This window comes from Mycobacterium sp. IDUB_3, assembly GCF_055419585.1.
Genome location: NZ_JBVAXZ010000001.1, coordinates 4137523 through 4160170 on the forward strand (window position 1 = coordinate 4137523; position 22648 = coordinate 4160170).

Here is a 22648-nt window from a genome sequence, read left to right on the forward strand (position 1 = left end):
GCTACTGCCCACGTTCTTCGTAGCGGGCTTCCGAGGCGTCTTTCAACGGACGCCACCACGATTCGTTTGCGCGATACCAGTCAATGGTGGCACGCAGCCCTTCCTCGAAGTCGGTATGTTTTGGCGCCCAACATAATTCGTCATACAGCGTGGACGGGTCGATGGCGTAACGCAAATCGTGGCCGACGCGATCGGTGACGTGGTCGAAATCGTCGGGCTCGCGGCCCATCATCTGCAGCAGTGTGCGTAGCACGGTCAGGTTGTCGCGTTCGCCCTCGGAGCTGATCAGGTAGGTGCGCCCGATCTCGCCCTTGTCCAGGATGCGCCGCACCGCGCTGTTGTGGTCGTCGACGTGGATCCAGTCGCGCACGTTGGCGCCGGCGCCGTACAGCTTGGGCCGCCGACCGGTGAGCACGTTGGTGATCTGGCGCGGGATGAACTTCTCGACGTGCTGATACGGCCCGTAATTGTTGGAGCAGTTCGAGATCGTGGCGCGCACCCCGTACGAGCGCACCCAGGCGCGCACCAGCATGTCGGCGGCGGCTTTGGTCGCCGAATACGGACTGGACGGGTTGTAGGGTGTCGCCTCGGTGAACCGCTGCGGGTCGTCGAGCTCCAGGTCACCGTAGACCTCGTCGGTCGAGATGTGGTGCAGCCGCACACCATAACGTCGCACCGCCTCGAGGATGGTGAAGGTGCCGACGACGTTGGTGTGCAGGAACGGTTCGGGGCTGTCCAGCGCGTTGTCGACGTGGCTCTCCGCCGCGAAATGCACCACCGCGTCGGATTCGGCGACCAGCCGCGACACCAGCTCGGCGTCGGTGATGTCACCGACCACCAGCTCGATCGAGTCCTCGACGTCGGCCAGTGACTCGCGCCGACCCGCATAGGTCATGGCGTCGAGCACCGTCACGGAATCTTCGGGGTGTTCGCGGAGCGTGCTGTGCACGAAGTTGGCGCCGATGAATCCAGCGCCGCCGGTGACCAGTAACCGCATGCCCAAACCCTAACCGAGGCGATCGGTCAGTTTGCGCGAGTTAGCCCCAGAGGTCCGGCCAATTCGGTTAGCGCAGGTAACAGCGATTCTTCGTCGTGGCCGCCCAGCACCTGGATCGCCACGTGGTCGGCTCCGGCCTCCAGATGTTCACACAGGCGCCTCGCGATGTCGTCCGGGGTGCCATGGGCGACCACCGCGTCGATCAGCTTGTCGCTGCCGGGCTTGTGTACGTCGGCTTCGGTGAACCCCAGCCGCAGCCAGTTGTTCACGTAGTTGCTCAGGCCCAGGTAATGCTCGACGGTCTGGCGCCCGATCGCGCGCGCCTTCTCCGCGTCGGTGGTGAGCACCACCTTGTGTTCGGGCGCCAAATACACTGCACCGCCGAGCAAATCGCGCGCTTTCGCGGTGTGTTCCGGCGTGGTCAGGTACGGGTGCGCACCGGCGCTGCGTTGGGCCGCGAGGCCCAGCACCCGCGGCCCGAGCGCCGCAACCACCCGTCGGCTGGTCGGCACCAGGGCCGCGTCGAGTTCGTCCAGGTAAGAGACCAGGGCGTCGTACGGCTTCACGTACTCCTGGGTGTGCTCCGGGTGGCCCACCCCGACACCCAGCAAAAACCTTCCCGGATGGCCGGATTCGATCCGGTGGAAGGACTTGGCGACGTCCGGGGCGGGCGCCGACCAGATGTTGACGATCCCGGTGGCCAGCTGCAGCGACGTCGTCCGGGCCAGGGCCGGTTCGGCCCAGGACAGATCGGCATCCGGTGATCCGCCGATCCAGGCGGCGCCGTAGCCCAGCGATTCGATGCCCGCGGCCAGTTCGGCGGAGATGGATCGGGTGGGCAGCCACACGCCGAACCGGCCCAGCTCGGGCTTGAGCGAAACTCCCGCGGTCATCGGGCTCCCCCTAGAAGCTTTGTCAGGACGGCTGCAGTCCAAGCGGCCCCGCCAGTTCGGCCAGCGCCGAGACCAGGTTTTCATCCTTCGTCAGGACCTGCACGGGGACGTGATCGGCGCCGGCGTCGAGATGTTCGGTGAGCCGCGCCGCGATCTGGTCCACGGTGCCATATGCCACCACCGCGTCCACCAGACGGTCGCTGCCCGGCCGGGTGACCTCGTCCTCGGTGAAACCCAGCCGCTTCCAGTTGTTTCGGTAGTTGGCGAGGTTGAAATAGATGTCGAGCGCCTTGCGCCCGACCGCCCGGGCCTTCTCGGCGTCGGTGGTCAGGATCGCCTTGTGCTCGGGCGCCAGGAACGCCGAGGGCCCGATGAGTTCGCGGGCCCGTGCGGTGTGTTCCGGGGTGGTCAGGTAAGGGTGCGCCCCGGCCGAGCGTTCCGCGGACAACTTGAGGACGCGCGGGCCCAGCGCCGCCACCACCCGGCGATTGGCGGGTACGCCGTAGTCGTCGAGCTGCTTGAGGTAGTCGGTGAGCGCGTCGTAGGGCTTGCGATATTCGGTGTGAGCCTCGGGATGGCCGACGCCGATGCCCAGCAGGAAGCGGCCCGGGTACGCCTTGTCGATGCGGTGGAACGACTCGGCCACCGGCTTGGCGGCCGCGGTCCAGATGTTGACGATGCCGGTGCCCACCTGCAACGTCGTGGTCGCCTTTAGGAGGGGCTCGACCCAGGCCAGCTCGGCGGCCGGTGAACCACCGACCCAGACCGCGCCGTAGCCCAGCGCTTCGATGTCCCTGGCCTGCTCGGGAGTGACGCCGCGTCCGAACGATCCGAACCGGCCGAGATTGGGTTTGCTCGCTGCATCGGTCATGGTCTTCCCAACCTGTGCCCGGTGCAGGCTATTCCGGGTCGGCTACATCCTCATCGGCATCGTCGACAACGGCACCGGCGACGCCGGCGGCGGGCGGCTCCAGCGGCAGCAGCACGATGAACCGGGTGTCGCCGGGCGCCGACTCCACCCGTAGGTCCCCGCGATGCTTCTTCACCACGATGTTGAACGCCAGGTCCAGGCCCAGCCCGGTGCCCTCACCGAAGGGCTTGGTGGTGAAGAACGGCTCGAAGATGTGCTCGCGCACGTCCTCGGGTATCCCCGGCCCGGTGTCACAGATCTCGACACGGGCCAGTTTCTCGCCTTCCCGGCAGGTGCGGATGGTCAGCGTGCCCCCGGTGTCGCGCATCGCGGCGATCGCATTGTCGATGATATTGGTCCACACCTGATTGAGATCGCCTGGGTAGCAAGGGATTTCGGGAAGCGATTTGTCGAAGTCCTTGACCACGGTGATCACGGGGTTCTTACTGGCATCCTTGCCCGCGTCCTTGGTCAACCGGTCGGCGAACATCACCAGCGTGCTGTAGAGCAGGTCGTGCACGTTGGCCACCTGGAACGGGGCCCGATCCATTTGCGAATACTGCTTGGCGTCGGCGACCAGCGCCGAAATCCGTTTGCTCGCTTCAAGAATCTGGTTCATCAGGAGTTCGCTTTCGATGGTGTAGTTGATCCATCGAATCGCCATCTCCAGCGATCCGGGCGCGAGCTCGTCGCTGACCGCGGAAATCCGTTCCAGCCAATCGGTGTCGATGCCGCCCTCGACGAACGTCGGCGCGATGTCCCACCCGCCCTCTATGCCGTGGTCGTCCAGCCAGTCGCCGACGGCATCCTCGCGGTCGGAGGTCTCCAGCGCGCTCAAATGCTGCGCGGCCGACTTGGCGACCTGCTCGGCGACCCGCTCCTGCAGCTGCACCAGGGCGCTCAACGCCTCGGGGGTGATGGTGCCGTCGGCGAGCATCGCCAGCTTGTGCCGCATGTTCGCCACGCGTTCGCGCAGATCCGCCGCGGACCGCGAGATCGCCGCGGCGGGATTGTTCAGCTGGTGCGTCAGCCCCGCCGACAGCCGGCCCAGCGCCAGCAGCTTCTCCCGGTTGTCGATGATCCGGCGGGTGCGATCGGTGCCCACGGCGATGCCGTCGAGCAGGTGCACGGCCATGGGGAACTGGTCCTTCATGAACTGCGCGAACACCGGGGCGTCCATCACGAAGAAGCGCGACGGCTTGATCACGTGCACCGAGGCGTCGTAACTCTTCTGCTTGCCGCCGGTGAACGCCCGCCAGGCCCCGCAGTACACGCCGCGCTGCGAGGTGCGGTTGGTCTCGATGTCCTGGCCGCCGGAGAGCTTGGTCATAGTCAGCTCCCCGTCGATCAGGACGTAGAAGCAGGTCGCCGGTTCGCCCTCGACGCAGATCGGCCCCGGTTCGTATTGCTGGATGTGCCCGTTGCTGCACAGCACCGCGAGCTGCTCGTCGGTGAGCGCCTCGAACAGGAACAGGCTGCGCAGCTCATCGGGCTCGCAGGGCACCCGCTCGGCCATCGATTCGGTCCCGGTCATGCTTCGGCCAGGTATCGGTGCACGAGCATGACCGCCATCGACCCTTCACCGACCGCGGCGGCGACCCGTTTGGCGGACGTCGAGCGGACATCGCCGGTGGCGAACACCCCGGGCACGCTGGTCTCCAGGTGATGCGGCGGGCGTTCCAGCGTCCAGCCGCACACGTTGCGCAGGTCCGGGCCGGTCAGGATGAACCCGTGGTCGTCGCGGGCCAGCACCCCGTCCAGCCAGTCGGTGCGCGGGGCGGCGCCGATGAAGATGAACATCCGCCCGCAGGTGACGTCCTCCGTTTGGCCGGTGCGGTTGTTGACCAGCCGCAGCTGCTCCAGGTGGCCGTCGCCGGTGGCGCGCTGCACCTCGGTGCAGGTCAGCACGTTGATCTTGGGATTCGCCTCGATCTGCTGGATGAGGTAGTAGGACATCGACGCCTCCAGCGACGGGGCCCGCACCACGATGTTTACCGACTTGGCCGTCCGCGACAGGTACATCGCGGCCTGGCCGGCCGAGTTGGCCCCGCCGATCACGTAGACCTCTTCGTCTTCGCACTCCGGGGCGACCGAGATGGCCGCGCCGTAGTAGATGCCGCAACCGGTCAGCTCGGTGCAGCCCTCGGCCTGCAGCTGGCGGTAGGAGACTCCGGTGGCCAGGATGACGGCGTGCGCGTCGATCGAGCCGCCGTCGGCGAACCGCACGGTGCGCTTGGATCCGTTCACCTCGAGGGAGGTGGCCTTGCGGGCGGTGATCAGCTCGGCGCCGAACTTCTCCGCCTGCCGGCGGGCGCGGTCGGCGAGCTGCCCGCCCGACACCCCGTCCGGGAAGCCCAGGTAGTTCTCGATGCGCGAGCTCTGGCCGGCCTGACCGCCGGTGGCGGTGTGCTCGATGAGCACGGTGCGCAGCCCCTCGGAGGCGCCGTACACGGCCGCGGCCAGGCCCGCGGGCCCGCCGCCGACCACGATCAGGTCGTAGAACTCCTGCGACGGCGTGGTGGTCAGGCCCAGCGTCTCGGCCAGCTGCGCGTCGGTGGGTTCGACCAGGGTGTCGCCGCGCTGGGTGACCACCACCGGCAGCCGCCTGCCGTCCTCGCCGGCCGCGGCGAGCAGCCGCTCGCCGGCGGGTTCGTCGGCCATGAACCAGGTGTAGTAGAGGCCGTTGCGCGCCAAGAAGTCGCGGACCTGCCAGGACCGCGCCGACCAGCGGTGGCCGATCACCTTGGTGTGCGGGATGGGGTGCTCGGGTGCGGCCCGCCAGGCGTCCAGCAGCCCGTCGATGACGGGGTAGAACTTCTCCTCCGGGGGATCCCACGGCTTGAGCAGGTAGTGGTCCAGGTCCACAACGTTGATCGCGTCGATCGCGGCGTGGGTGTCGGCGTAGGCGGTCAGCAGCACCCGGCGCGCCGCCGGGTACAGGTCCATCGCCTGTTCGAGGAACTCGATGCCGCTCATCTGCGGCATCCGGTAGTCGGCGATCAGCAGGGCGACGGTCTCGCCGCGCAGCTTGAGCTCCTTGAGCGTGCCCAGGGCGTCGGGCCCGGATTCCGCGCGCACGATCCGGTGCTCCTCGCCGTAGTGGCGGCGCAGGTCGCGGGCGACCGCGCGGGACACCGACGGATCGTCGTCGACGGTCAGCATGACGGGCTTGCGCTGTGGCGCGGCGGGGCCGGCGTCGTCTATGGAGGCCGAGCGGCCAGAGGGGTTGGTCATCGGCGTTAAGTATGCGCTCGTCAGCGGCCGTGTGGGAGGTCGAGGAGGCGGGCCCGGTTCCTCCGACAGCGATTTTGGTGAAGCGGAATAACCAGGTATCGTGGAACAACGGTGCGGCATCCGCGCCGGCTTCTTGTGTGCCAAGTCCCTAGGAATTTCCTGTCACCGGCTCACGTTCCAAGTCGGTGCAATGTCGCGTCGGATAGGCGCAGACGAGAACGAAACTATACGACGAGGACTTTTAACGAGTTATGGCCAAGAAGGACGGCGCCATCGAGGTGGAAGGCCGGGTGGTCGAGCCCCTGCCCAATGCGATGTTCCGCATTGAGCTGGAGAACGGTCACAAGGTGCTTGCCCACATCAGCGGCAAGATGCGGCAGCACTACATCCGCATCCTCCCCGAGGACCGGGTGGTGGTGGAGTTGTCTCCCTACGACCTGTCCCGCGGCCGCATCGTGTACCGGTACAAGTAAAGCGCCTGATCAGAACACCGTACGAACGAACACAGAACAGGATCGAACAGCCGTGAAGGTGAACCCGAGCGTCAAGCCAATCTGTGACAAGTGCAGGGTGATCCGTCGGCATGGGCGGGTCATGGTGATCTGCTCCGATCCGCGCCACAAGCAGCGCCAGGGCTAGCAACGATCGCAAGCGCGGCGTAGCTGGGCGCAGCGGGTCGTCGCCATCGACCGAGGCGGCCCAGCCCCAACACAACTGAATGCAGACCTCCCAGCACCACTGAGCGAATAGGTCGCTCATCCACGCCCGGACGGAGGCCGGGCCCCGATGCCGAATCCATTTCGGCGAGGGAACGGGCTGGGATCAGACCTCCGCCTAGAAAAAGAGGAAACGCCACCTATGGCTCGACTAGTAGGCGTCGATCTTCCGCGTGACAAGCGGATGGAGATCGCGCTGACCTATATCTTCGGCGTCGGCCGCACTCGGTCGAACGAGATCCTGGCAGCCACCGGCATCGACCGGAACCTGCGCACCCGGGACCTGACCGATGACCAGCTGACCCACTTGCGTGACTACATCGAAGCGAACCTGAAGGTGGAGGGTGACCTGCGCCGCGAGGTTCAGGCCGACATCCGGCGCAAGATCGAGATTGGTGCCTACCAGGGCCTGCGGCACCGCCGCGGCCTGCCGGTACGCGGCCAGCGGACCAAGACCAACGCGCGCACCCGCAAGGGCCCCAAGCGCACCATCGCCGGCAAGAAGAAGGCCAGGTAATCACTCATGCCACCAGCCAAGAAGGCAGCCTCTGCCCCCAAGAAGGGGCAGAAGACCCGTCGCCGGGAAAAGAAGAACGTCCCGCACGGTGCCGCCCACATCAAGAGCACGTTCAACAACACGATCGTGACCATCACCGACCCGCAGGGCAACGTCATCGCCTGGGCGTCGTCGGGTCACGTCGGGTTCAAGGGCTCGCGGAAGTCGACGCCGTTCGCCGCGCAGCTGGCCGCCGAGAACGCGGCCCGCAAGGCGCAGGAGCACGGCGTGAAAAAGGTTGACGTGTTCGTGAAGGGCCCGGGATCGGGCCGGGAGACGGCGATCCGGTCGCTGCAGGCCGCCGGTCTGGAGGTCGGCGCGATCTCCGACGTCACCCCCCAGCCGCACAACGGCGTTCGCCCCCCGAAGCGCAGAAGGGTCTAGGAGATAGTCATGGCTCGTTACACCGGACCCATCACCCGCAAGTCGCGCCGGCTGCGCACCGACCTCGTCGGTGGCGACCAGGCGTTCGAGAAGCGTCCCTACCCGCCCGGCCAGCACGGCCGCGCGCGGATCAAGGAGAGCGAATACCTGCTGCAGCTGCAGGAGAAGCAGAAGGCCCGCTTCACCTACGGCGTGATGGAGAAGCAGTTCCGCCGTTACTACGAAGAGGCCGTGCGGCAATCCGGCAAGACCGGTGAAGAGCTGCTGCGCATCCTGGAAAGCAGGCTCGACAACGTCGTCTACCGGGCCGGGCTGGCGCGTACCCGCCGGATGGCCCGCCAGCTGGTCAGCCACGGACACTTCAGCGTCAACGGCGTGCACGTCAACGTGCCCAGCTACCGGGTGTCGCAGCACGACATCATCGACGTGCGGGACGGCTCGCTGAACACCGTGCCGTTCCAGATCGCGCGGGAGACGGCGGGCGACCGCCCGATCCCGAGCTGGTTGCAGGTGGTGGGGGAGCGTCAGCGCATCCTCGTGCACCAGCTGCCCGAGCGGGCGCAGATCGACGTGCCGCTCACCGAGCAGCTCATCGTCGAGTTCTACTCGAAGTAAAGACCCCCTGCGCTGAACCCGGCGCAGGTCTTACCGGCATCAAATAGCGGGTGCCGAGAAGGAGAAGAAGAAACACCATGCTGATCTCTCAGCGACCCACATTGTCGGAGGAAGTTCTCACCGACAGCCGCTCCCAGTTCGTCATCGAGCCGCTGGAGCCGGGATTCGGTTACACCCTGGGCAATTCGTTGCGCCGGACGCTGCTGTCCTCGATCCCGGGTGCGGCCGTCACCAGCATCCGCATCGACGGCGTGCTGCACGAGTTCACCACCGTGCCGGGCGTCAAGGAAGACGTCACCGCGATCATCTTGAACCTCAAGAGCCTGGTGGTGTCCTCCGAGGAGGACGAGCCGGTCACCATGTACCTGCGCAAGCAGGGCCCGGGTGAGGTCACCGCGGGGGACATCGTGCCGCCCGCCGGTGTCACCGTGCACAACCCCGACCTGCACATCGCGACGCTGAACGACAAGGGCAAGCTCGAGGTCGAGCTGGTCGTCGAGCGCGGCCGTGGCTACGTGCCGGCCGTGCAGAACCGCGCCTCGGGTGCCGAAATCGGCCGTATCCCAGTCGATTCGATCTACTCGCCGGTGCTCAAGGTCACCTACAAGGTGGACGCCACCCGTGTCGAGCAGCGCACCGACTTCGACAAGCTGATCCTGGACGTCGAGACCAAGAGCTCGATCAACCCTCGCGACGCGCTGGCGTCGGCGGGTAAGACCCTGGTCGAATTGTTCGGCCTGGCACGCGAACTCAACGTCGAGGCCGAGGGCATCGAGATCGGGCCGTCGCCGGCCGAGGCCGACCACATCGCGTCGTTCGCCCTGCCGATCGACGACCTGGATCTGACCGTGCGGTCCTACAACTGCCTCAAGCGTGAGGGTGTGCACACCGTCGGCGAGCTGGTCAGCCGCACCGAGTCCGACCTGCTCGACATCCGCAACTTCGGGCAGAAGTCCATCGACGAGGTGAAGGTCAAGCTGCACCAGCTGGGCCTGTCGCTCAAGGACAGCCCGCCGAGCTTCGACCCCTCGGAGGTCGCGGGTTACGACGTCGCCACCGGCACCTGGTCCAACGAGGCGTCCTACGACGACCAGGACTACGCCGAAACCGAGCAGCTCTAAGGACCGTCCGGCGACGATGCGGCCGCGCAGCGGCCGCTGAGGAACCGGACACATGCAACACCGTCCGTCCCGGCCCTACCTGATACGGGGGCCGGCCCCAATTAGGAGATAGTCGCAATGCCCAAGCCCACTAAGGGACCTCGCCTCGGCGGGTCGTCTTCGCACCAGAAGGCGCTTCTCGCCAACCTGGCCACCTCCCTGTTCGAGCACGGCCGGATCAAGACGACCGAGCCCAAGGCGCGGGCGCTGCGGCCCTACGCGGAGAAGTTGATCACCCACGCGAAAAAGGGTGCGCTGCACAACCGTCGAGAGGTGTTAAAGAAGATCCGCGACAAGGACGTGGTGCACGCCCTGTTCGCGGAGATCGGCCCGTTCTATGCCGACCGCAACGGCGGTTACACCCGCATCATCAAGGTCGAGCCGCGCAAGGGCGACAACGCGCCCATGGCCGTGATCGAGCTGGTGCGGGAGAAGACGGTCACCTCCGAGGCCGATCGGGCTCGTCGGGCGAAGGCGTCCAAGAAGTCCGACGCTCCCGTCGCGGCTGCGGCGGCACCTCAGGCGGCTGTCGAGCCGCAGGAAGCCGTCGGCCCGACGGCCGAGGAGGCCACCGCCGAGGCGCAGGAGACCAAGTCCGAAGAGGACTCCGCCGAGCCGACCAAGGCCCAGGCGGAGGCCGAGGAAAAGGCCGACAAGGCCGTGGCCGCGCGGGCGGATGCCGAAGCCGCCGAGGCGAACGACGAGGCTGACGAGAGTTAGCGAGGACGTCCGTCTGCGGCTTGATATCGCCTACGACGGAACAGGTTTCGCGGGCTGGGCCGCTCAGGCCGGCCAGCGGACCGTGGCAGGAGTTCTCGACGAGGCGCTGACGACGGTGTTTCGCACGCCGGTGCGGCTGCGCGCGGCGGGACGCACCGACGCCGGAGTCCACGCCACCGGGCAGGTGGCCCACGTCGACGTGCCGCTGGAGGCGCTGCCGAACGCCTACCCGCGTGCACCGCACGTCGGTGAACCCGAGTTTCTGCCGCTGCTGCGGCGGCTGGGTCGATTCCTGCCGACCGATGTCCGGGTCGTAGATATCAGCCGCGCCCCCGCGGGTTTCGACGCCCGCTTCTCGGCGTTGCGGCGCCACTATGTGTATCGGATCTCGACGGCGCCGTGGGGGGTGCAGCCGCTGCAGGCCCGCTACGTCACCGCCTGGCCGCGTCCGCTGGACGTCGAGGCGATGAACGCCGCGTCGCGAGACCTGCTGGGACTGCACGACTTTGCCGCGTTCTGCCGTCACCGCGAGAACGCCACCACCATCCGCGACCTGCAGCGGCTGGAGTGGGCCCGCGACGGCGACCTGATCACCGCGCGGGTTAGCGCCGACGCGTTCTGCTGGTCGATGGTGCGCTCGCTGGTCGGGGCGTTGCTGGCGGTCGGCGAACACCGCCGGCCGGTCTCGTATTGTCGCGAATTGCTCAGCGCCACCGAGCGTTCCAGCGACTTCGCCGCGGCGCCGGCCCATGGGCTGTCGCTGGTCGGGGTCGACTACCCGCCCGATGATCAGCTGGCCGCGCGCAATCTGATCACCCGGGACATCCGCTCGCGCTAGACCCTTGCCGCGACGAAATTCGCTGCCCTGCTGGTCAATCCGGGGACGTAGCTCAGGTGCGAACTCCACTGCATGCCGCTCGAGCAGATCGGGTCGCCCGGGTTGCACAGGTCGATGGTCTTGCCCTCGAAATTCGGGGACAGGGCACTCATCAGTTGACCCGCGCGGCCGGACGGATTGCCGAACAGTGCGACGGCGGCGACGTGGTCGGCGGCCACGGGCGGCAACGGCTGGCGGTAGCCGAGGCCGGGCACCGGTGCGGCCGTGACGATGTCGACGACGGCGGCGCCCTGCGAGTATCCGCCCAGCACCAGTTTGGTGTTGGGGCAGTTTGCCGCCATCTGCTGGATGTGGGCGCTGGCGTCGTTGGCGCCGTTGGTGGCGGCCAGGAAGTCCTTACTGGCCGGGTAATTGACCCCGTATGCGCCAACGCTTTTGCGGGTCTGGTCGCGCAACGAGCTGACGAACGCACCGCCCACCTTGCCGACACCCGGCGGCTCGTCGGTGCCCCGGGCGAACACCACTTCAACGCCGGGGCACGATGCTGACGCATGCGGAACCAATTGGGGGGCAATCAATAATGCGCCCGTCGCGCCAATTCCGATGCCCAGCCCTAACGGGATAAGCCTCACACAGCGATGTTAAGGGGGCGTTGATAACCCGACGGTAACGATTTAGACGAGAGGTGCTTGCGGTGAGTCGGTAGCCGGAGTCGGCAGCGACGGCGCGGGCGCCGGAGCGGTGCCGCCTTGGATCGAGGGGCCCGACCCGGGCGGGTTCTGCCCGTAGACCGGCGACTGCTGACCGTAGCCCGGCTGCTGCGGGACGCCGCCCAGCGGTGGGCCGAACGCGGGTGACTGCTGGCCGAGGCCGGCGGCCGCCAGCTTCTGCGCGACGAACGACGCGGCCTGGGTGGTGTAGACGGGGACGTAGCCCTCGGTGTGCCCGCTCCACTCGTTGCCCTCGCCCGCGTGGCAGATCGGGTCGTTGGGGTTGCAATAGTCGGCGGCCTTGGAGCCCAGCATCGCGCTCTTGGTGGGTAGCGACCCTCCGGCGCGGTCGGCCACGTCACCGAAGGTCACGACGGCGGCGATGTTGTTGGCGTATTGCGCAGGCAGGGTGTTGCCCCAGCTGATGCCGCCGATCGGGACGCCGGCCACGATGTCCATCACCGAGGCGCCTTGGGAGTAGCCGCCCAGCACGATCTTGGTGTTCGGGCAGGTTTCCACGCTCTTCTTGACCCGGTCGATGGTGTCGTTGGCACCGTCGCCGCCGTGCAGCTGCAGCTTGCTGGCGGCGTAGTTCACCCCGTAGGGCAGGATGTTCAAGCCGGTCTGCTGGCGCAGCGAGTCCACCAAGGCGTCGCCGACCCGGCCCAGGCCGGTGGGCTCGTTGGTGCCGCGGGCGAAGATGACCTCGACGTCCGGGCAGTCGAAGGCGGAGGCCTTGGGCGCTGCGGCGGGGGTGGCGAACAGGCCAGCAGCAATAACCAGGGCAGAAACACCCAGACCGATCAAACGGCCTGCTGACCGCGCGGTGCCCGCCCGACGGGTACGTACACGGTGAGTTTTCACCGGGCAATTTTACCCAAATTGTTATGCGCCGAAACCCCCGCGACCTGTGGATAACCGCTCTGGCGCCCCGAAGAGACGGCCTACCGTAGTGGTCAACGGATTCACGGGGTGGGGAGATGCAGTGCCGCGTCAGCCGGCTACGTGGCTGCACGTCAGCGCGTACCGGTATTTGCTGCGACGCACCGAACGTGCGTTGCTCGGCGAAGAAATCGGGCCGACCGGCTTGGCGTTCGGGTGCGTCGTCACGGCCATCGCCGTGGCGGGCTGCGCGGTACTCGGTTTGCTGCGACCGCATGTGGCGCTCGATCGCGCGCAGATCGTGCTGAGCCGGGAATCGGGCGCCCTCTTCGTTCGGGTGGGCGACGTCTGGCACCCGGTGCTCAACCTGGCCTCCGCCCGGCTCATCGCGGCGACGGCCGCCGACCCGCAGACGGTTACCGAATCCGATCTGGGCGCCACCAAACGCGGCCCGCTGCTGGGCATTCCGGGCGCGCCGCAATTTCTCGGCAGGCCGCTGTCTGCGGGGGATATGGGTTGGTCGATATGCGATAGCACCGGCGCTAGCACCACGACGGTCGTCATCGGCCGCCGGTCCGAGGCGCCCGCGGTGCACCCCTTGGCCCCCGGGCAGGCGATCCTGGCGGCTCCGGCTTCCGGTTCGCCGGCCTATCTGCTGTACGGCGGCCACCGGGCGATCGTGGACCTCGACGATGCCGCCGTGGTCCGCGCTCTGCGCATCGAGGGCCGTGCGCCGCTGATCGTCTCGCAGGCATTGCTGAATGCCGTGCCGGAAGCGCCACCGATCGCACCGCCGCGGATCCGCGGTCGGGGCGCCAGGATGCCCGAACTGCCCGGATTCGCGGTCGGCAGTGTGCTTCGCATCACACGGGCCGACGGCGACGAGTTTTACGCGGTGCTGGCGACCGGGGTGCAGCGCGTCGGCCAGGTGGCAGCCGACCTGCTGCGCCTCAGCAACCCGCAGGGAACGGCCAACCCCGTCACCGTCGCGCCCGACGCGATCCGGGCCGCTCCCGTCGTCGCCGAGCTGCCGGTTGCCCTCTTCCCTGACCGGGCACCGACGCTTGCCGAGCCCGCCGGGACGTTGTGCGCCAACTGGGAGGAGGCGAAAACCGGCGTCGCATTCCTGGCCGAGAGCCGGCTGCCCGTCCCGTCCGATCGGGCGCCGGTGGCGTTGGCGCAGGCCGACGGCGACGGCCCCGCGTTGGACGCCGTGTATATGCCGCCCGGGGCAAGCGCGTACGTGCGGGCGGGTGACGAGGCCGGAACCCGCTACCTGATCGCCGATACGGGGGTCCGGTTCGCGATTCCGGACGATGCCGCCGCGCACGATCTCGGCCTCGGCGACGCGGGCCGGGCACCGTGGCCGCTTCTCTCGCTATTGCCGGCGGGGCCGGAGTTGAGCCGGCAGAACGCGTCAATCGCACGTGATGCGGTCGCGCGCTCGCCTTGAGCGATCTCGTATTGCCCCGGTTGCCAGAGCGACGGTCAGTGCGACCAGGCAGATCGCGGCGCCCCGGAGCGCGGTGTCCCGGGCGCGAGAATCGCGCGGTGGGATCGGCGGCGACGCGGCGATCGGCGCCGGTGCCGGTGCCGGGCCGCGGTGGTCGGCGGCCGGACCCGTGCCGGTGCTGACGGCGGCGACGGGGTCAATGGTGCCGTTGCCGACGAGGGGATCCCATCCGGCGGGTGGATGATGCGCGGTCGTCTCGATGCGCTGCATCACCTGGCGGGCCGACAACGCCGGGAACCGGGCCCGGATCAGCGCGGCCAGTCCACTGACCACCGGGGCGGCATAGCTCGTGCCGGACACCGGTTCCGTCGCGAGCGACGCCACCGCCTCACCGGGCGCGGCGACATCCACCCAGGGGCCGGCAAGGGTGAATGGCGATGGCGCGCCATGGACATTCACCGATCCGACGGTCAGCACGTAGTCGTCGTACCACGCGGGGCTGACGGCGACCGTGATCGTCTGCCAACTGGCGTCGGTCCGCTGCGGCGGGCACTGACCGGCGCCGCCGGTATTGCCGGCCGCGGCCACGACGACGGCATTTTTGACGTCGACGGCGTAGGCCAGTGCCGCGCCCAGCGCGCGGTCGTCGAGTGCCGAAGCCGCCGGAGCACACGCAACCGACGAAATGTTGATCACCGAGGCTCCCAGATCGGCGGCCGTTCGAACGGCCTTCGCCAGCGTCTCGACGTCACCGACCCCGACGCGGGACCGGTCGCCGGCGGGGCCGAACTTGGCGCTGGACTGACGAATGCTGATCAACGTGGCCTCGGGCGCGACCCCGCTGAAGTTGTCGGCCTTGGAATCGGCTGTGGCCGCGATGATTCCGGCCACCAGGGTGCCGTGCGCGTCGCAATCCTGCGTGCCGTCGCCAGTCGACACGTAGTCGCCCCCGGGCACCACATCGGGCAGCCGACGGTGTCGTGAGATCCCGGTGTCGATGACCGCGACCCGTTGTCCGGCGCCGCGGGTGAGTTGCCAGAGCGCCGACAGGTCGCCCAGGCCCGTCGGCTGATTGCGGCCCGGTCCCGCGTCGACCGTCATCGGCGCGCAAATCTCGCGTTGCACGGTTGGCGACGGGGACGCCGGCAAGCCGGGCTTTGGCAACCACCTGTCGTCGACGTCTGGCGGCGAAAACGCCTGCGCCGTCGGCATTCCACACGCGGTTCCGAGCGTCAGCGCCGACGTCACCAGCAGGCGACCGGCACATCCACCGATCATGTGAGGTTCAATCCCCGCGCCGCGCCATAGAGTCCACATATCCAGCAGGTCAACGGAACCATCGCTGCCAGCGCCAGCCACTCCACCAGCCCGACGCCTCGGCGCAGGAGGGGCGAGGCGGGACGCGCCGGGCCGACGAAGCCGAGGTACAGCGCCGCGGCGACCGCCAGCGTCGTCGCTGTAGCGATCCAGGGCCCGGGCACCGTAGCGCGAAAGGCGGCAACACCGAATGTTGTTGTGGAAACTGCGATCCCGGCGACGGTGAACACCAGCATCCTTCTGGTGTCGGTGCATCGCGCACGCAGCAGCAGGAGCGCACCGGTGACGGTGCCGAACGCGGTACACGACGGGCGTGGTGCGCCGGCAAGCACGGTGACTGCCGCGCCGACGGCGGCCGATACCGACAACCCGGCGAGCAGGCTGGTCAGCCACCTGTCGGCGCGGACCGCCCGCGAACGTGTGCTCGCGTCACGCGGCTCCATCTCCGCCGCGTCCTTCGCCTCCAGTCGGGGCGACAGCCCGGCCAGCGTGATCGACGCGCGCGCCGCCACCGTAAGCAGGCCGACGGATACCAGCGCAGCAGCCGAAGCGACGACGCGCGGCGGCGCTGCGCTGATCACGCCCACCAGCCCGGCCACTGCGACGACCACCGCGCAGCCTGACACGGCGGTCAATGTGACTACACCGCAACCCGATACGTGCATCGCGATAACCGCGGTGACGCCGGCCGCCGCTGCGGACAGCAAGACATTGGCCGTGCCGAGCGCACCGGGCACCGCCACAAAGCCGGCAACCGCCACCAACGCCGTGGCGATCACGCTCAATGTCAGCCCGGCGGTCTCATCTCGAAAGCCGCGGTGTGCGACGGCCGCCAGCCCGAGCGCCAGGGCGCCGGCCGACACCAGCGCGATGACCGTCGCGGCAGCATCTCGGTCGGCGTTGCTGCCGAACGTGTTATGCACGATTACCAGTCCTCCGGCGCCGGTGAACAGCATTGCCGCCGCCGCGCCGATGAGTCGGACCGCGCGTGCGCGTGAAGCGCCGCCGCTCGGCGCAGTCGCCGCGTCGAGTGTGGCCGACACGGCCTCCGCGACATCGAAGTAGCGTGGCGCAGGCGACGGCGCACCCTGCCGGCTCAGCACCAGGATTGTGCCATCTCCGATGTCGTGCTGCACCAGCGTCATTGACGGATCCAGCCCGGATGCGCCGGGCGCCGATAAGCGGTATCGCCCGGCTTCATGGTCGGGTTGATCAACCCCGAGGATGTCGACGACCGCCGGAATCAGCGCAGCGACAGGGATTCCCGCGGGCAGGGTGACGTCGACGGCCACGGTGCCCCAATGCACCGCGACGCGCCGTAGCCCGGTATCGGATGCAGGCAACAGCGAACCCTTCGATCGGATGAGCAGAGACCATAGCCAGGTCTGTAAGGCCCGGCATCCGGTTCTCCACAGGTGACTTGCCCCCGATTTCGGTGCTGCTTAACGTCCTCGGACCGGGAGGTGTGAGATGACGCATGCTTTGGCGCCTGCGGCGCCAGGCGCAGACATCGTTGTCGACGCGCCGCCACAGCTGCCGTCCGCGGCATCGCCGGGCCTGCTGCCGCGGTTGCTTCCGGTTGTGCTCTCTCTGGTGTGCATGGGCGCCATGGCTACGGTGTTCACCGCGGGGACCGGCGTGGCCCGCAACCCCGCGTTCCTGGCGCTGCCGGCGATGATGCTGATTTCGACCGTGGTATCGGGGCTGACCGGTCGTGGCCGTCGGCGAGGCGGCGGGCTCGACGCCGACCGCGATCGATACCTCGACTATCTAGGCATTCTGGGTCAAACAGTATCCGAAATCGCTGTGGCGCAGCGCCGGTCATCGATCAGCCGACACCCCGATCCCGACACGCTGTGGACCCTGATCGGCGGCCCACGAATGTGGGAGCGGCGGCAAGCCGCCGTCGACTTCGGCCTCGCCCGCGTGGGCATGGGAAGTCAGCCACTCGCCCGCCGCCTGGTAGCCCCGCAGCTTCCGTCGCAGGAGCTGCGCGATCCGGTCACCGCCACGGCACTACGGCGCTTCCTGCACGCGTACTCGACGATCCACGCGCCGGTCACGATCGGTCTGCGTGCGGGAACGGCGGTGACGATCGACGGCGATCCGGGCGAGGTGCGCGGGTTGCTGCGCGCAATCCTCTGCCAACTCGCCGTGCTGCATGCGCCGGACCAAATCCTGATCGTGGCCGCTGTCGACGACGACAATCGCGGTCACTGGGATTGGCTCAAATGGCTTCCGCACAACCAACATCCGGTAGAAGCCGATGAGGCGGGTCCGGTGCGGATGATCTACTCGAGCGCCGCGCAGGCGCAACGTGCGCTCGCCGCAGTGCAAGGTCCCGAACTCGTCGTGGTCACCGATCTCGCCGAGGGTAGCGATCCGATCGTCGGCGCAACCATCATCGGGGCCGGGACCGGCGGCGACGGCGCACCGCTGAAATTTCGATCGCCCGCACTGACGGCACCGGGGTGGTGCCCCGATCAGATGGCGCCCATCGATGCGCTGGTATGCGCACGCCGGCTGGCCGGCCACCACGCGCACCAGAACCGCCGCGGAAGCACTGATCCCAATTGGCCCGAGCTGACCGGGTTTTCGGCGCTGGACCGGTTCGACCCGGCCGCTTTGTGGCGTCGCCAACGACGCCGCGATCGACTTCGCGTGCCGATCGGAAACACCGTTGCGGGTGCCCCGCTCGAGCTGGACATCAAAGAGCCTGCCGAGGGCGGGATGGGCCCACATGGGCTGTGCATCGGCGCCACCGGGTCGGGCAAGTCAGAGCTGCTTCGCACCATCGCACTGGGCATGATGGCCCACAACTCGCCGGAAACGCTCAACCTGCTGCTGGTCGACTTCAAGGGCGGTGCGACCTTTCTCGACTATGCCCGGGCCCCACACGTAGCCGCGGTGATCACCAACCTGGCCGACGACGCGCCGCTGGTGGCCCGGATGCGCGATGCCCTGGCCGGCGAGATGAACCGTCGCCAGCAGCTACTGCGGACGGCGGGCTGCGTCAGCGCCGCGGCTTACGAACGGGCGCGCGAGGGTGGCGCGTCGCCCCCGCTGCCCACGTTGTTCATCATCGTCGACGAGTTCTCCGAACTGCTCAGCCAGCATCCCGATTTCGCCGAAATGTTCGTCGCGATCGGCCGCCTGGGCCGGTCGCTGGGCATCCACCTACTGCTGGCCAGCCAGCGACTCGAAGAGGGACGGTTACGCGGACTGGAAGCCCACCTTTCGTACCGGATGTGCCTGAAGACGTTGTCGGCCAGTGAATCGCAGACCGTGTTGGGTGGCCTCGATGCATATCGACTGCCGAGCGCCCCTGGCGCCGGCTTCTTGCGCATCGGCGGCGGCGAACCGGTTCGCTTCCAGGCGGCGCTGGTGTCGGCGCCGCTGCCGGCGAACACCCCGGCCCGCGCGGCCACTGCGGCGGCGGGCTCGGTCCGGGTATTCGGCACCCGGATCGTGGGGGCGGTCAGCCGCGCCGCCGAGGAGAGCGAGACCCCGGGCCGGACCTTCTCGAGCGCTGTCCTGGACCGGCTGTCCGGCCAGGGGCCGCCCGCGCATCGGGTCTGGCTGCCCCCGCTCGGTGCGGCGCCGGCGCTGAACACCGTGCTGGCCGACGTGACGTGCGCGCCCGGCGGCCTGGCAGTCCCCATCGGCACCGTCGACCGGCCTCTCGATCAGTGCCGAGCGCCGCTGATGGTCGATATGTCGGGGGCCGCAGGCAATCTGGCGATCGTCGGCGCACCCCAATCGGGAAAGTCGACGGCGTTGCGCACGCTCATTACCGCCCTGGCGGCCACGCATGATCCTGGCCAGGCGCAGTTCTACTGCCTGGATTTCGGTGGCGGGGCGCTGTCGGCGATGCGCATGCTGCCGCATGTGGGTGCCGTCGCCGGGCGAGCGGAGCCGCGTCTCGTCGGCCGGATAGTCGCCGAGTGCGAGTCGGTCGTTCGTCGCCGCGAAGCCCTGTTCCGCGAGCATGGCATCGCGTCGATCATGCAATACCGTCAGCGGCGCAGGGACATCGACGCAGCCGGTGATCCGTTCGGTGACGTGTTCCTCGTCGTCGACGGCTGGGCAAGCGTGCGCCAAGAATTCGGTGCGCTGGAAGAGTCGATCAGTATGCTGGCAGCACAAGGCCTTTCGTACGGCGTGCACGTAGTGTTATCGGCGTCGCGGTGGGCCGAGGTGCGGCCCTCGCTGAGGGACCAGATCGGCACCCGCATCGAGTTACGGCTGGGCGATCCTGCGGACTCCGAAATCGACCGGAAGTCCGCGCAGCACGTTCCTCGAAGCATTCCGGGCCGCGGCCTTTCCCGCGAGGGCCTGCACATGGTGATCGCCTTGCCCATCGCCGAGGTTCCCGCCGCGGAATCGGCCGCTCCGCCGATACCCCTGCTGCCCACCCGCGTCGACCGCGAGGCGGTGGTGCGCCGGTCGGGCGCCCGGTTGGGTACACGGATACTGCTGGGCTTGGGAGAGCGCGAACTGCAACCAATCGCAATCGATTTCGAACGTCATTCGCACCTTCTCGTCCTCGGTGACAACGAGTCCGGGAAGACCGCGACGCTGCGGACCTTGTGCCGGGAGATCGTCCGCACGAAGACGCCCACGCAAGCCATGCTGTCGATCGTCGACTTCCGGCGCGCGCTGCTTGGCGTCGTCGAGTCAGAACATCTCGGCGGTTACGCCATATCGCCTGCCGCCGCGGCCGTGTTGCTGCCCCAACTGCTCCAGTCTCTGCAGACACGGATGCCGCCGCCCGACGCGAGCCAGGCGCAGTTGCGCAGTGGCTCCTGGTGGTCCGGACCGGACCTCTATGTCATCGTCGATGACTACGACCTTGTCGGCGGGCCGGCGGGCAATGCGCTGGCGCCGATCATCGAATTCCTGCCGTATGCGGCGGATCTGGGATTGCATCTGGTCATCGCACGCCGCAGCGGTGGGCTCGAGCGGGCGATGTTCGAGCCACTGCTGGCGAGTCTGCGTGACCTCGGTTGCGCGTCTCTGATGATGAGCGGATGCCCCGCTGCATCGCCCGGCTTCACTTCGCCGCTGCGATTGCCGCCGGGCCGCGGCATCCTGACCACTCCGACCGGTGACGACGAACTCGTCCAGGTTGCCTGGAGCCCACCGTGAGTGGACATCCCGCAATCGTCGAGGCCGGGCCCGGCACGATCCGGCGATTATGTTGCGGCACAAACGCCGTCGTGGACGACGAGATGGCCGACATCGTTCGGTCGGCGCTGGATGCCGTTGACGACCGGGTGGCGCTGGTCCGGGAGCGGCCGGTGACCGTCGACGCACTGTGGGAAGCTGCGTTGCGTTCGGCAAGCCGCGGCCACCGTGACGGAATGATCGTCGTGCACCCGTCATGGTGGTCGGCGGCGCGCGTGGGCGTGGTGAGCGCGGCCGCTGCGGCCGTGGCCGGTCAAACGCACACGCGGTCGTCCCTGCTGGTGCGGGCGTCCCGCGCGGCACGGGAGGCGACCGTAGTGGTCGAAATCGCCGAACGGCTGGTGGCGATCACCGCGGGCGACGTCACGGCGATACCGCGCACGGGGGAACCGGATTGCGTCGCCCGTGACGTTGCGGGCGTCGTGGCGGCGATGGCGCCCGAAGCCGTGCTGATCGATACGCCGAGTGGTGTCGTCGGTGCGCAGGCGCTGGCACGGCTCATTGCGGACGCGGTGCGCGGGGCCGGACAGGACATCCCAGAAATCCTTGAAATCAACGGCATTCGGCTGGCGCGCGTCGCGCGGTCGGCCTACCCGGCAACCACCCAGCCGTCGGGGGCGGCCGTCACCGCGCCTGCCCGTGCCGGCCGAACACGCGGCCGGATGCTCACCGGGGTTGGGGCGGCCGCCATCGTCGTCGCGGCTGCGACGCCGACCGCGGTGACGATGGGCCGACCCGGTGAGGTGGCGAGCAAGCCGGTGGAAACCGCGCCCGCAACGTTTTTGGTGGAAGGCCGGGTGGCGCTGTCGGTGCCGGCGACCTGGTCGTCGCAGCGGGTGGTCGGCGGACCGGGTTCGGCCCGCGTGCTGGTCACCTCGCCGACGGATCCCGACCTGGCCCTGCACATCACCCAATCGCCGGTCGCCGGTGAGACCCTGAGCGGCACCGCCGAGCGGTTGAAGCGCGCGATTGATGCCGAAGCCCCCGGGGTGTTCGTCGACTTCAACCCATCCGGAACCAGCGCCGGCCGACCGGCCGTGACTTATCGCGAAGTGCGCCCGGGCCATCACGTGCGCTGGACGGTCCTGCTGGACGGCCCGGTTCGGATCAGCATCGGTTGCCAGAGCCGGGCCGGCGACGAAGGCGCCGTCCACGACGCCTGCGAGCTGGCGGTGCGGTCCGCCCACGCGATCGGATGAAAAATCGGTGGAACCGAAGTACCACCCCCGGGGGTCGTAGTTGGTATGGCTGCATCGAACACAGTGAGCACCGACTTCGACCTGATGCGGTCGGTGGCGGGTACCACCGACGCCCGCAACGAGGAACTCAGGGCGCTGCTGCAGGCATTCGTCGGCCGCATGAACAGCGTGCCGCCCTCGGCGTGGGGTGGGCTCGCCGCCGCGCGCTTCAAAGACGTCATGGATCGCTGGAACGCCGAGTCGCTGCGGCTCTATCACGCCCTCAGTGCCATCGCCGACACCATCCGGCACAACGCGGCCGCCCTGCAGGAGGCCGGCCAGAACCATGCACACCACATCGCCGCCGCCGGCGGAAACCTGTGACAAGAGAGGATGCTCGTGGACCCGGTGCTTTCCTATAACTTCGGCGAGATCGAACACTCGGTGCGTCAGGAGATCCATGCCACGGCCGCCCACTTCAACGCCGCGCTGGACGAGCTGAGCTCGCAAATCGCACCGCTGCGGCAGCTCTGGACCAGTGAATCGGCCGCCGCCTACCAGGCTGAGCAGCTGAAATGGCACCAGTCGGCGACCGCGCTCAACGAGATACTGGCCGAGCTGGGAAATGCCGTGCGCGACGGTGCCGAAGAGGTGTCCGACGCCGACCGCCGGGCCGCCGGCGTGTGGGCGCGGTAGCGGCCGAACAGACCACCGCGCGGGGGTAGCCGCGCCGTGAGACTGTGTGGTCCTGGCGGGGGAGAGCCGTCAGGACCACACAGTCATTTTGACCTGCGGGGATGGCGGTCGGTAAGCTGCTCCGTTGGCGTGCGGTACGCCGGGGCCTCGGGTCAATGTCGGTCGCCGAGACCAAGCCCTCACCGCGGACGCCTGACCGGCC

The 22648-nt window shown here is 68.3% G+C and carries 22 protein-coding genes; 13 read left to right on the forward strand and 9 right to left on the reverse strand.

The features are described 5' to 3' along the window. Nucleotide 1: 1 nt before the first annotated feature. From rfbB to ACZYVJ_RS19315, 5 genes are read right to left on the reverse strand one after another with little or no spacing between them, the layout of a single operon-like run. Nucleotides 2-997 (reverse strand): dTDP-glucose 4,6-dehydratase, encoded by a 996-nt coding sequence (rfbB, locus tag ACZYVJ_RS19295; protein WP_463832486.1) that lies wholly within the window; start codon nt 995-997, stop codon nt 2-4. A gap of 26 nt (nt 998-1023) precedes the next feature. Beyond that, entirely contained in the window at nt 1024-1890 is an 867-nt protein-coding gene (locus ACZYVJ_RS19300; protein ID WP_463832487.1) for an LLM class F420-dependent oxidoreductase, read from the reverse strand. 22 nt (nt 1891-1912) lie between these two features. Next, entirely contained in the window at nt 1913-2761 is an 849-nt protein-coding gene (locus ACZYVJ_RS19305) for an LLM class F420-dependent oxidoreductase (RefSeq protein ID WP_463832488.1), read from the reverse strand. A 28-nt stretch (nt 2762-2789) separates the two neighbouring features. After that, nucleotides 2790-4334 carry an ATP-binding protein gene (locus ACZYVJ_RS19310; protein WP_463832490.1) on the reverse strand — a complete coding sequence of 515 codons (1545 nt, stop codon included), beginning with the start codon at nt 4332-4334 and terminating at the stop codon, nt 2790-2792. Then, nucleotides 4331-6034: an NAD(P)/FAD-dependent oxidoreductase gene (locus tag ACZYVJ_RS19315; RefSeq protein WP_463832491.1), complete on the reverse strand. Its 1704-nt coding sequence runs from the start codon at nt 6032-6034 to the stop codon at nt 4331-4333. Before ACZYVJ_RS19315 ends, ACZYVJ_RS19310 begins: the two co-directional genes overlap by 4 nt. A 251-nt stretch (nt 6035-6285) precedes the next feature. Here ACZYVJ_RS19315 and infA point away from each other — a divergent pair, with 251 nt between their 5' ends. The 8 genes from infA (at nt 6286) to truA (ending at nt 11023) form a co-directional block, all read left to right on the forward strand. Beyond that, nucleotides 6286-6507: a translation initiation factor IF-1 gene (infA, locus tag ACZYVJ_RS19320; protein WP_003418601.1), complete on the forward strand. Its 222-nt coding sequence runs from the start codon at nt 6286-6288 to the stop codon at nt 6505-6507. 52 nt (nt 6508-6559) lie between these two features. After that, nucleotides 6560-6673, forward strand: a complete 114-nt coding sequence (gene rpmJ / locus ACZYVJ_RS19325; protein WP_003879483.1) for a 50S ribosomal protein L36 — start codon at nt 6560-6562, stop codon at nt 6671-6673. A gap of 219 nt (nt 6674-6892) precedes the next feature. Next, nucleotides 6893-7267 carry a 30S ribosomal protein S13 gene (gene rpsM, locus ACZYVJ_RS19330; RefSeq protein ID WP_463832492.1) on the forward strand — a complete coding sequence of 125 codons (375 nt, stop codon included), beginning with the start codon at nt 6893-6895 and terminating at the stop codon, nt 7265-7267. Between the two features lie 6 nt (nt 7268-7273). Further along, nucleotides 7274-7690 (forward strand): 30S ribosomal protein S11, encoded by a 417-nt coding sequence (gene rpsK, locus ACZYVJ_RS19335; RefSeq protein WP_008260256.1) that lies wholly within the window; start codon nt 7274-7276, stop codon nt 7688-7690. Nucleotides 7691-7699: 9 nt separating this feature from the next. Beyond that, the gene (rpsD, locus tag ACZYVJ_RS19340) at nt 7700-8305 is read left to right on the forward strand and encodes a 30S ribosomal protein S4 (protein WP_463832493.1); all 606 of its coding nucleotides are present in this window, start codon (nt 7700-7702) and stop codon (nt 8303-8305) included. A 77-nt stretch (nt 8306-8382) separates the two neighbouring features. After that, complete coding sequence (locus ACZYVJ_RS19345; protein ID WP_463832494.1) at nt 8383-9426, forward strand: DNA-directed RNA polymerase subunit alpha; 1044 nt, start codon at nt 8383-8385, stop codon at nt 9424-9426. 117 nt (nt 9427-9543) lie between these two features. Then, the gene (gene rplQ, locus ACZYVJ_RS19350) at nt 9544-10185 is read left to right on the forward strand and encodes a 50S ribosomal protein L17 (protein WP_463832495.1); all 642 of its coding nucleotides are present in this window, start codon (nt 9544-9546) and stop codon (nt 10183-10185) included. Beyond that, nucleotides 10142-11023: a tRNA pseudouridine(38-40) synthase TruA gene (truA, locus tag ACZYVJ_RS19355; protein WP_463832496.1), complete on the forward strand. Its 882-nt coding sequence runs from the start codon at nt 10142-10144 to the stop codon at nt 11021-11023. Before rplQ ends, truA begins: the two co-directional genes overlap by 44 nt. Here truA and ACZYVJ_RS19360 read toward each other — a convergent pair. Beyond that, on the reverse strand, nt 11020-11655 hold the full coding sequence (locus tag ACZYVJ_RS19360) for a cutinase family protein (RefSeq protein WP_463832497.1): 636 nt from the start codon (nt 11653-11655) through the stop codon (nt 11020-11022). The genes truA and ACZYVJ_RS19360 overlap by 4 nt on opposite strands. Nucleotides 11656-11697: 42 nt before the next feature. Then, nucleotides 11698-12597, reverse strand: a complete 900-nt coding sequence (locus tag ACZYVJ_RS19365) for a cutinase family protein (protein WP_463832498.1) — start codon at nt 12595-12597, stop codon at nt 11698-11700. Nucleotides 12598-12718: 121 nt separating this feature from the next. Here ACZYVJ_RS19365 and eccB point away from each other — a divergent pair, with 121 nt between their 5' ends. Continuing rightward, the gene (eccB, locus tag ACZYVJ_RS19370) at nt 12719-14068 is read left to right on the forward strand and encodes a type VII secretion protein EccB (RefSeq protein WP_463832499.1); all 1350 of its coding nucleotides are present in this window, start codon (nt 12719-12721) and stop codon (nt 14066-14068) included. On the opposite strand, the gene mycP is transcribed toward eccB, so the two are convergent. Next, nucleotides 14033-15346 (reverse strand): type VII secretion-associated serine protease mycosin, encoded by a 1314-nt coding sequence (gene mycP, locus ACZYVJ_RS19375; RefSeq protein WP_463832500.1) that lies wholly within the window; start codon nt 15344-15346, stop codon nt 14033-14035. The two genes, eccB and mycP, sit on opposite strands and share 36 nt — an antisense overlap. After that, complete coding sequence (eccD, locus tag ACZYVJ_RS19380) at nt 15343-16728, reverse strand: type VII secretion integral membrane protein EccD (protein ID WP_463832501.1); 1386 nt, start codon at nt 16726-16728, stop codon at nt 15343-15345. Before eccD ends, mycP begins: the two co-directional genes overlap by 4 nt. 127 nt (nt 16729-16855) lie before the next feature. Between eccD and eccCb the strand changes: the two genes are divergently transcribed. From eccCb to ACZYVJ_RS19400, 4 genes are read left to right on the forward strand one after another with little or no spacing between them, the layout of a single operon-like run. Continuing rightward, a complete protein-coding gene (gene eccCb, locus ACZYVJ_RS19385) occupies nt 16856-20533 on the forward strand; it encodes a type VII secretion protein EccCb (RefSeq protein WP_463832503.1) in 3678 nt (1225 codons plus the stop codon). Continuing rightward, nucleotides 20530-21771, forward strand: coding sequence for a type VII secretion-associated protein (locus tag ACZYVJ_RS19390; protein ID WP_463832504.1), 1242 nt, complete (start codon nt 20530-20532; stop codon nt 21769-21771). The genes eccCb and ACZYVJ_RS19390 overlap by 4 nt, the downstream gene beginning before the upstream one ends. Before the next feature lie 45 nt (nt 21772-21816). Next, nucleotides 21817-22134 (forward strand): WXG100 family type VII secretion target, encoded by a 318-nt coding sequence (locus ACZYVJ_RS19395; RefSeq protein ID WP_463832505.1) that lies wholly within the window; start codon nt 21817-21819, stop codon nt 22132-22134. A gap of 9 nt (nt 22135-22143) precedes the next feature. Continuing rightward, nucleotides 22144-22446: a WXG100 family type VII secretion target gene (locus ACZYVJ_RS19400; RefSeq protein ID WP_463832506.1), complete on the forward strand. Its 303-nt coding sequence runs from the start codon at nt 22144-22146 to the stop codon at nt 22444-22446. Nucleotides 22447-22648 lie beyond the last annotated feature (202 nt).

Coding starts and splice junctions, on each gene's coding strand:
- rfbB (WP_463832486.1), bottom strand. CDS start 997: ATGCGGTTACTGGTCACCGGCGGCGCTGGATTCATCGGCGCCAACTTC.
- ACZYVJ_RS19300 (WP_463832487.1), bottom strand. CDS start 1,890: ATGACCGCGGGAGTTTCGCTCAAGCCCGAGCTGGGCCGGTTCGGCGTG.
- ACZYVJ_RS19305 (WP_463832488.1), bottom strand. CDS start 2,761: ATGACCGATGCAGCGAGCAAACCCAATCTCGGCCGGTTCGGATCGTTC.
- ACZYVJ_RS19310 (WP_463832490.1), bottom strand. CDS start 4,334: ATGACCGGGACCGAATCGATGGCCGAGCGGGTGCCCTGCGAGCCCGAT.
- ACZYVJ_RS19315 (WP_463832491.1), bottom strand. CDS start 6,034: ATGACCAACCCCTCTGGCCGCTCGGCCTCCATAGACGACGCCGGCCCC.
- infA (WP_003418601.1), top strand. CDS start 6,286: ATGGCCAAGAAGGACGGCGCCATCGAGGTGGAAGGCCGGGTGGTCGAG.
- rpsM (WP_463832492.1), top strand. CDS start 6,893: ATGGCTCGACTAGTAGGCGTCGATCTTCCGCGTGACAAGCGGATGGAG.
- rpsK (WP_008260256.1), top strand. CDS start 7,274: ATGCCACCAGCCAAGAAGGCAGCCTCTGCCCCCAAGAAGGGGCAGAAG.
- rpsD (WP_463832493.1), top strand. CDS start 7,700: ATGGCTCGTTACACCGGACCCATCACCCGCAAGTCGCGCCGGCTGCGC.
- ACZYVJ_RS19345 (WP_463832494.1), top strand. CDS start 8,383: ATGCTGATCTCTCAGCGACCCACATTGTCGGAGGAAGTTCTCACCGAC.
- rplQ (WP_463832495.1), top strand. CDS start 9,544: ATGCCCAAGCCCACTAAGGGACCTCGCCTCGGCGGGTCGTCTTCGCAC.
- truA (WP_463832496.1), top strand. CDS start 10,142: ATGCCGAAGCCGCCGAGGCGAACGACGAGGCTGACGAGAGTTAGCGAG.
- mycP (WP_463832500.1), bottom strand. CDS start 15,346: ATGATCGGTGGATGTGCCGGTCGCCTGCTGGTGACGTCGGCGCTGACG.
- eccCb (WP_463832503.1), top strand. CDS start 16,856: ATGACGCATGCTTTGGCGCCTGCGGCGCCAGGCGCAGACATCGTTGTC.
- ACZYVJ_RS19395 (WP_463832505.1), top strand. CDS start 21,817: ATGGCTGCATCGAACACAGTGAGCACCGACTTCGACCTGATGCGGTCG.
- ACZYVJ_RS19400 (WP_463832506.1), top strand. CDS start 22,144: ATGCTCGTGGACCCGGTGCTTTCCTATAACTTCGGCGAGATCGAACAC.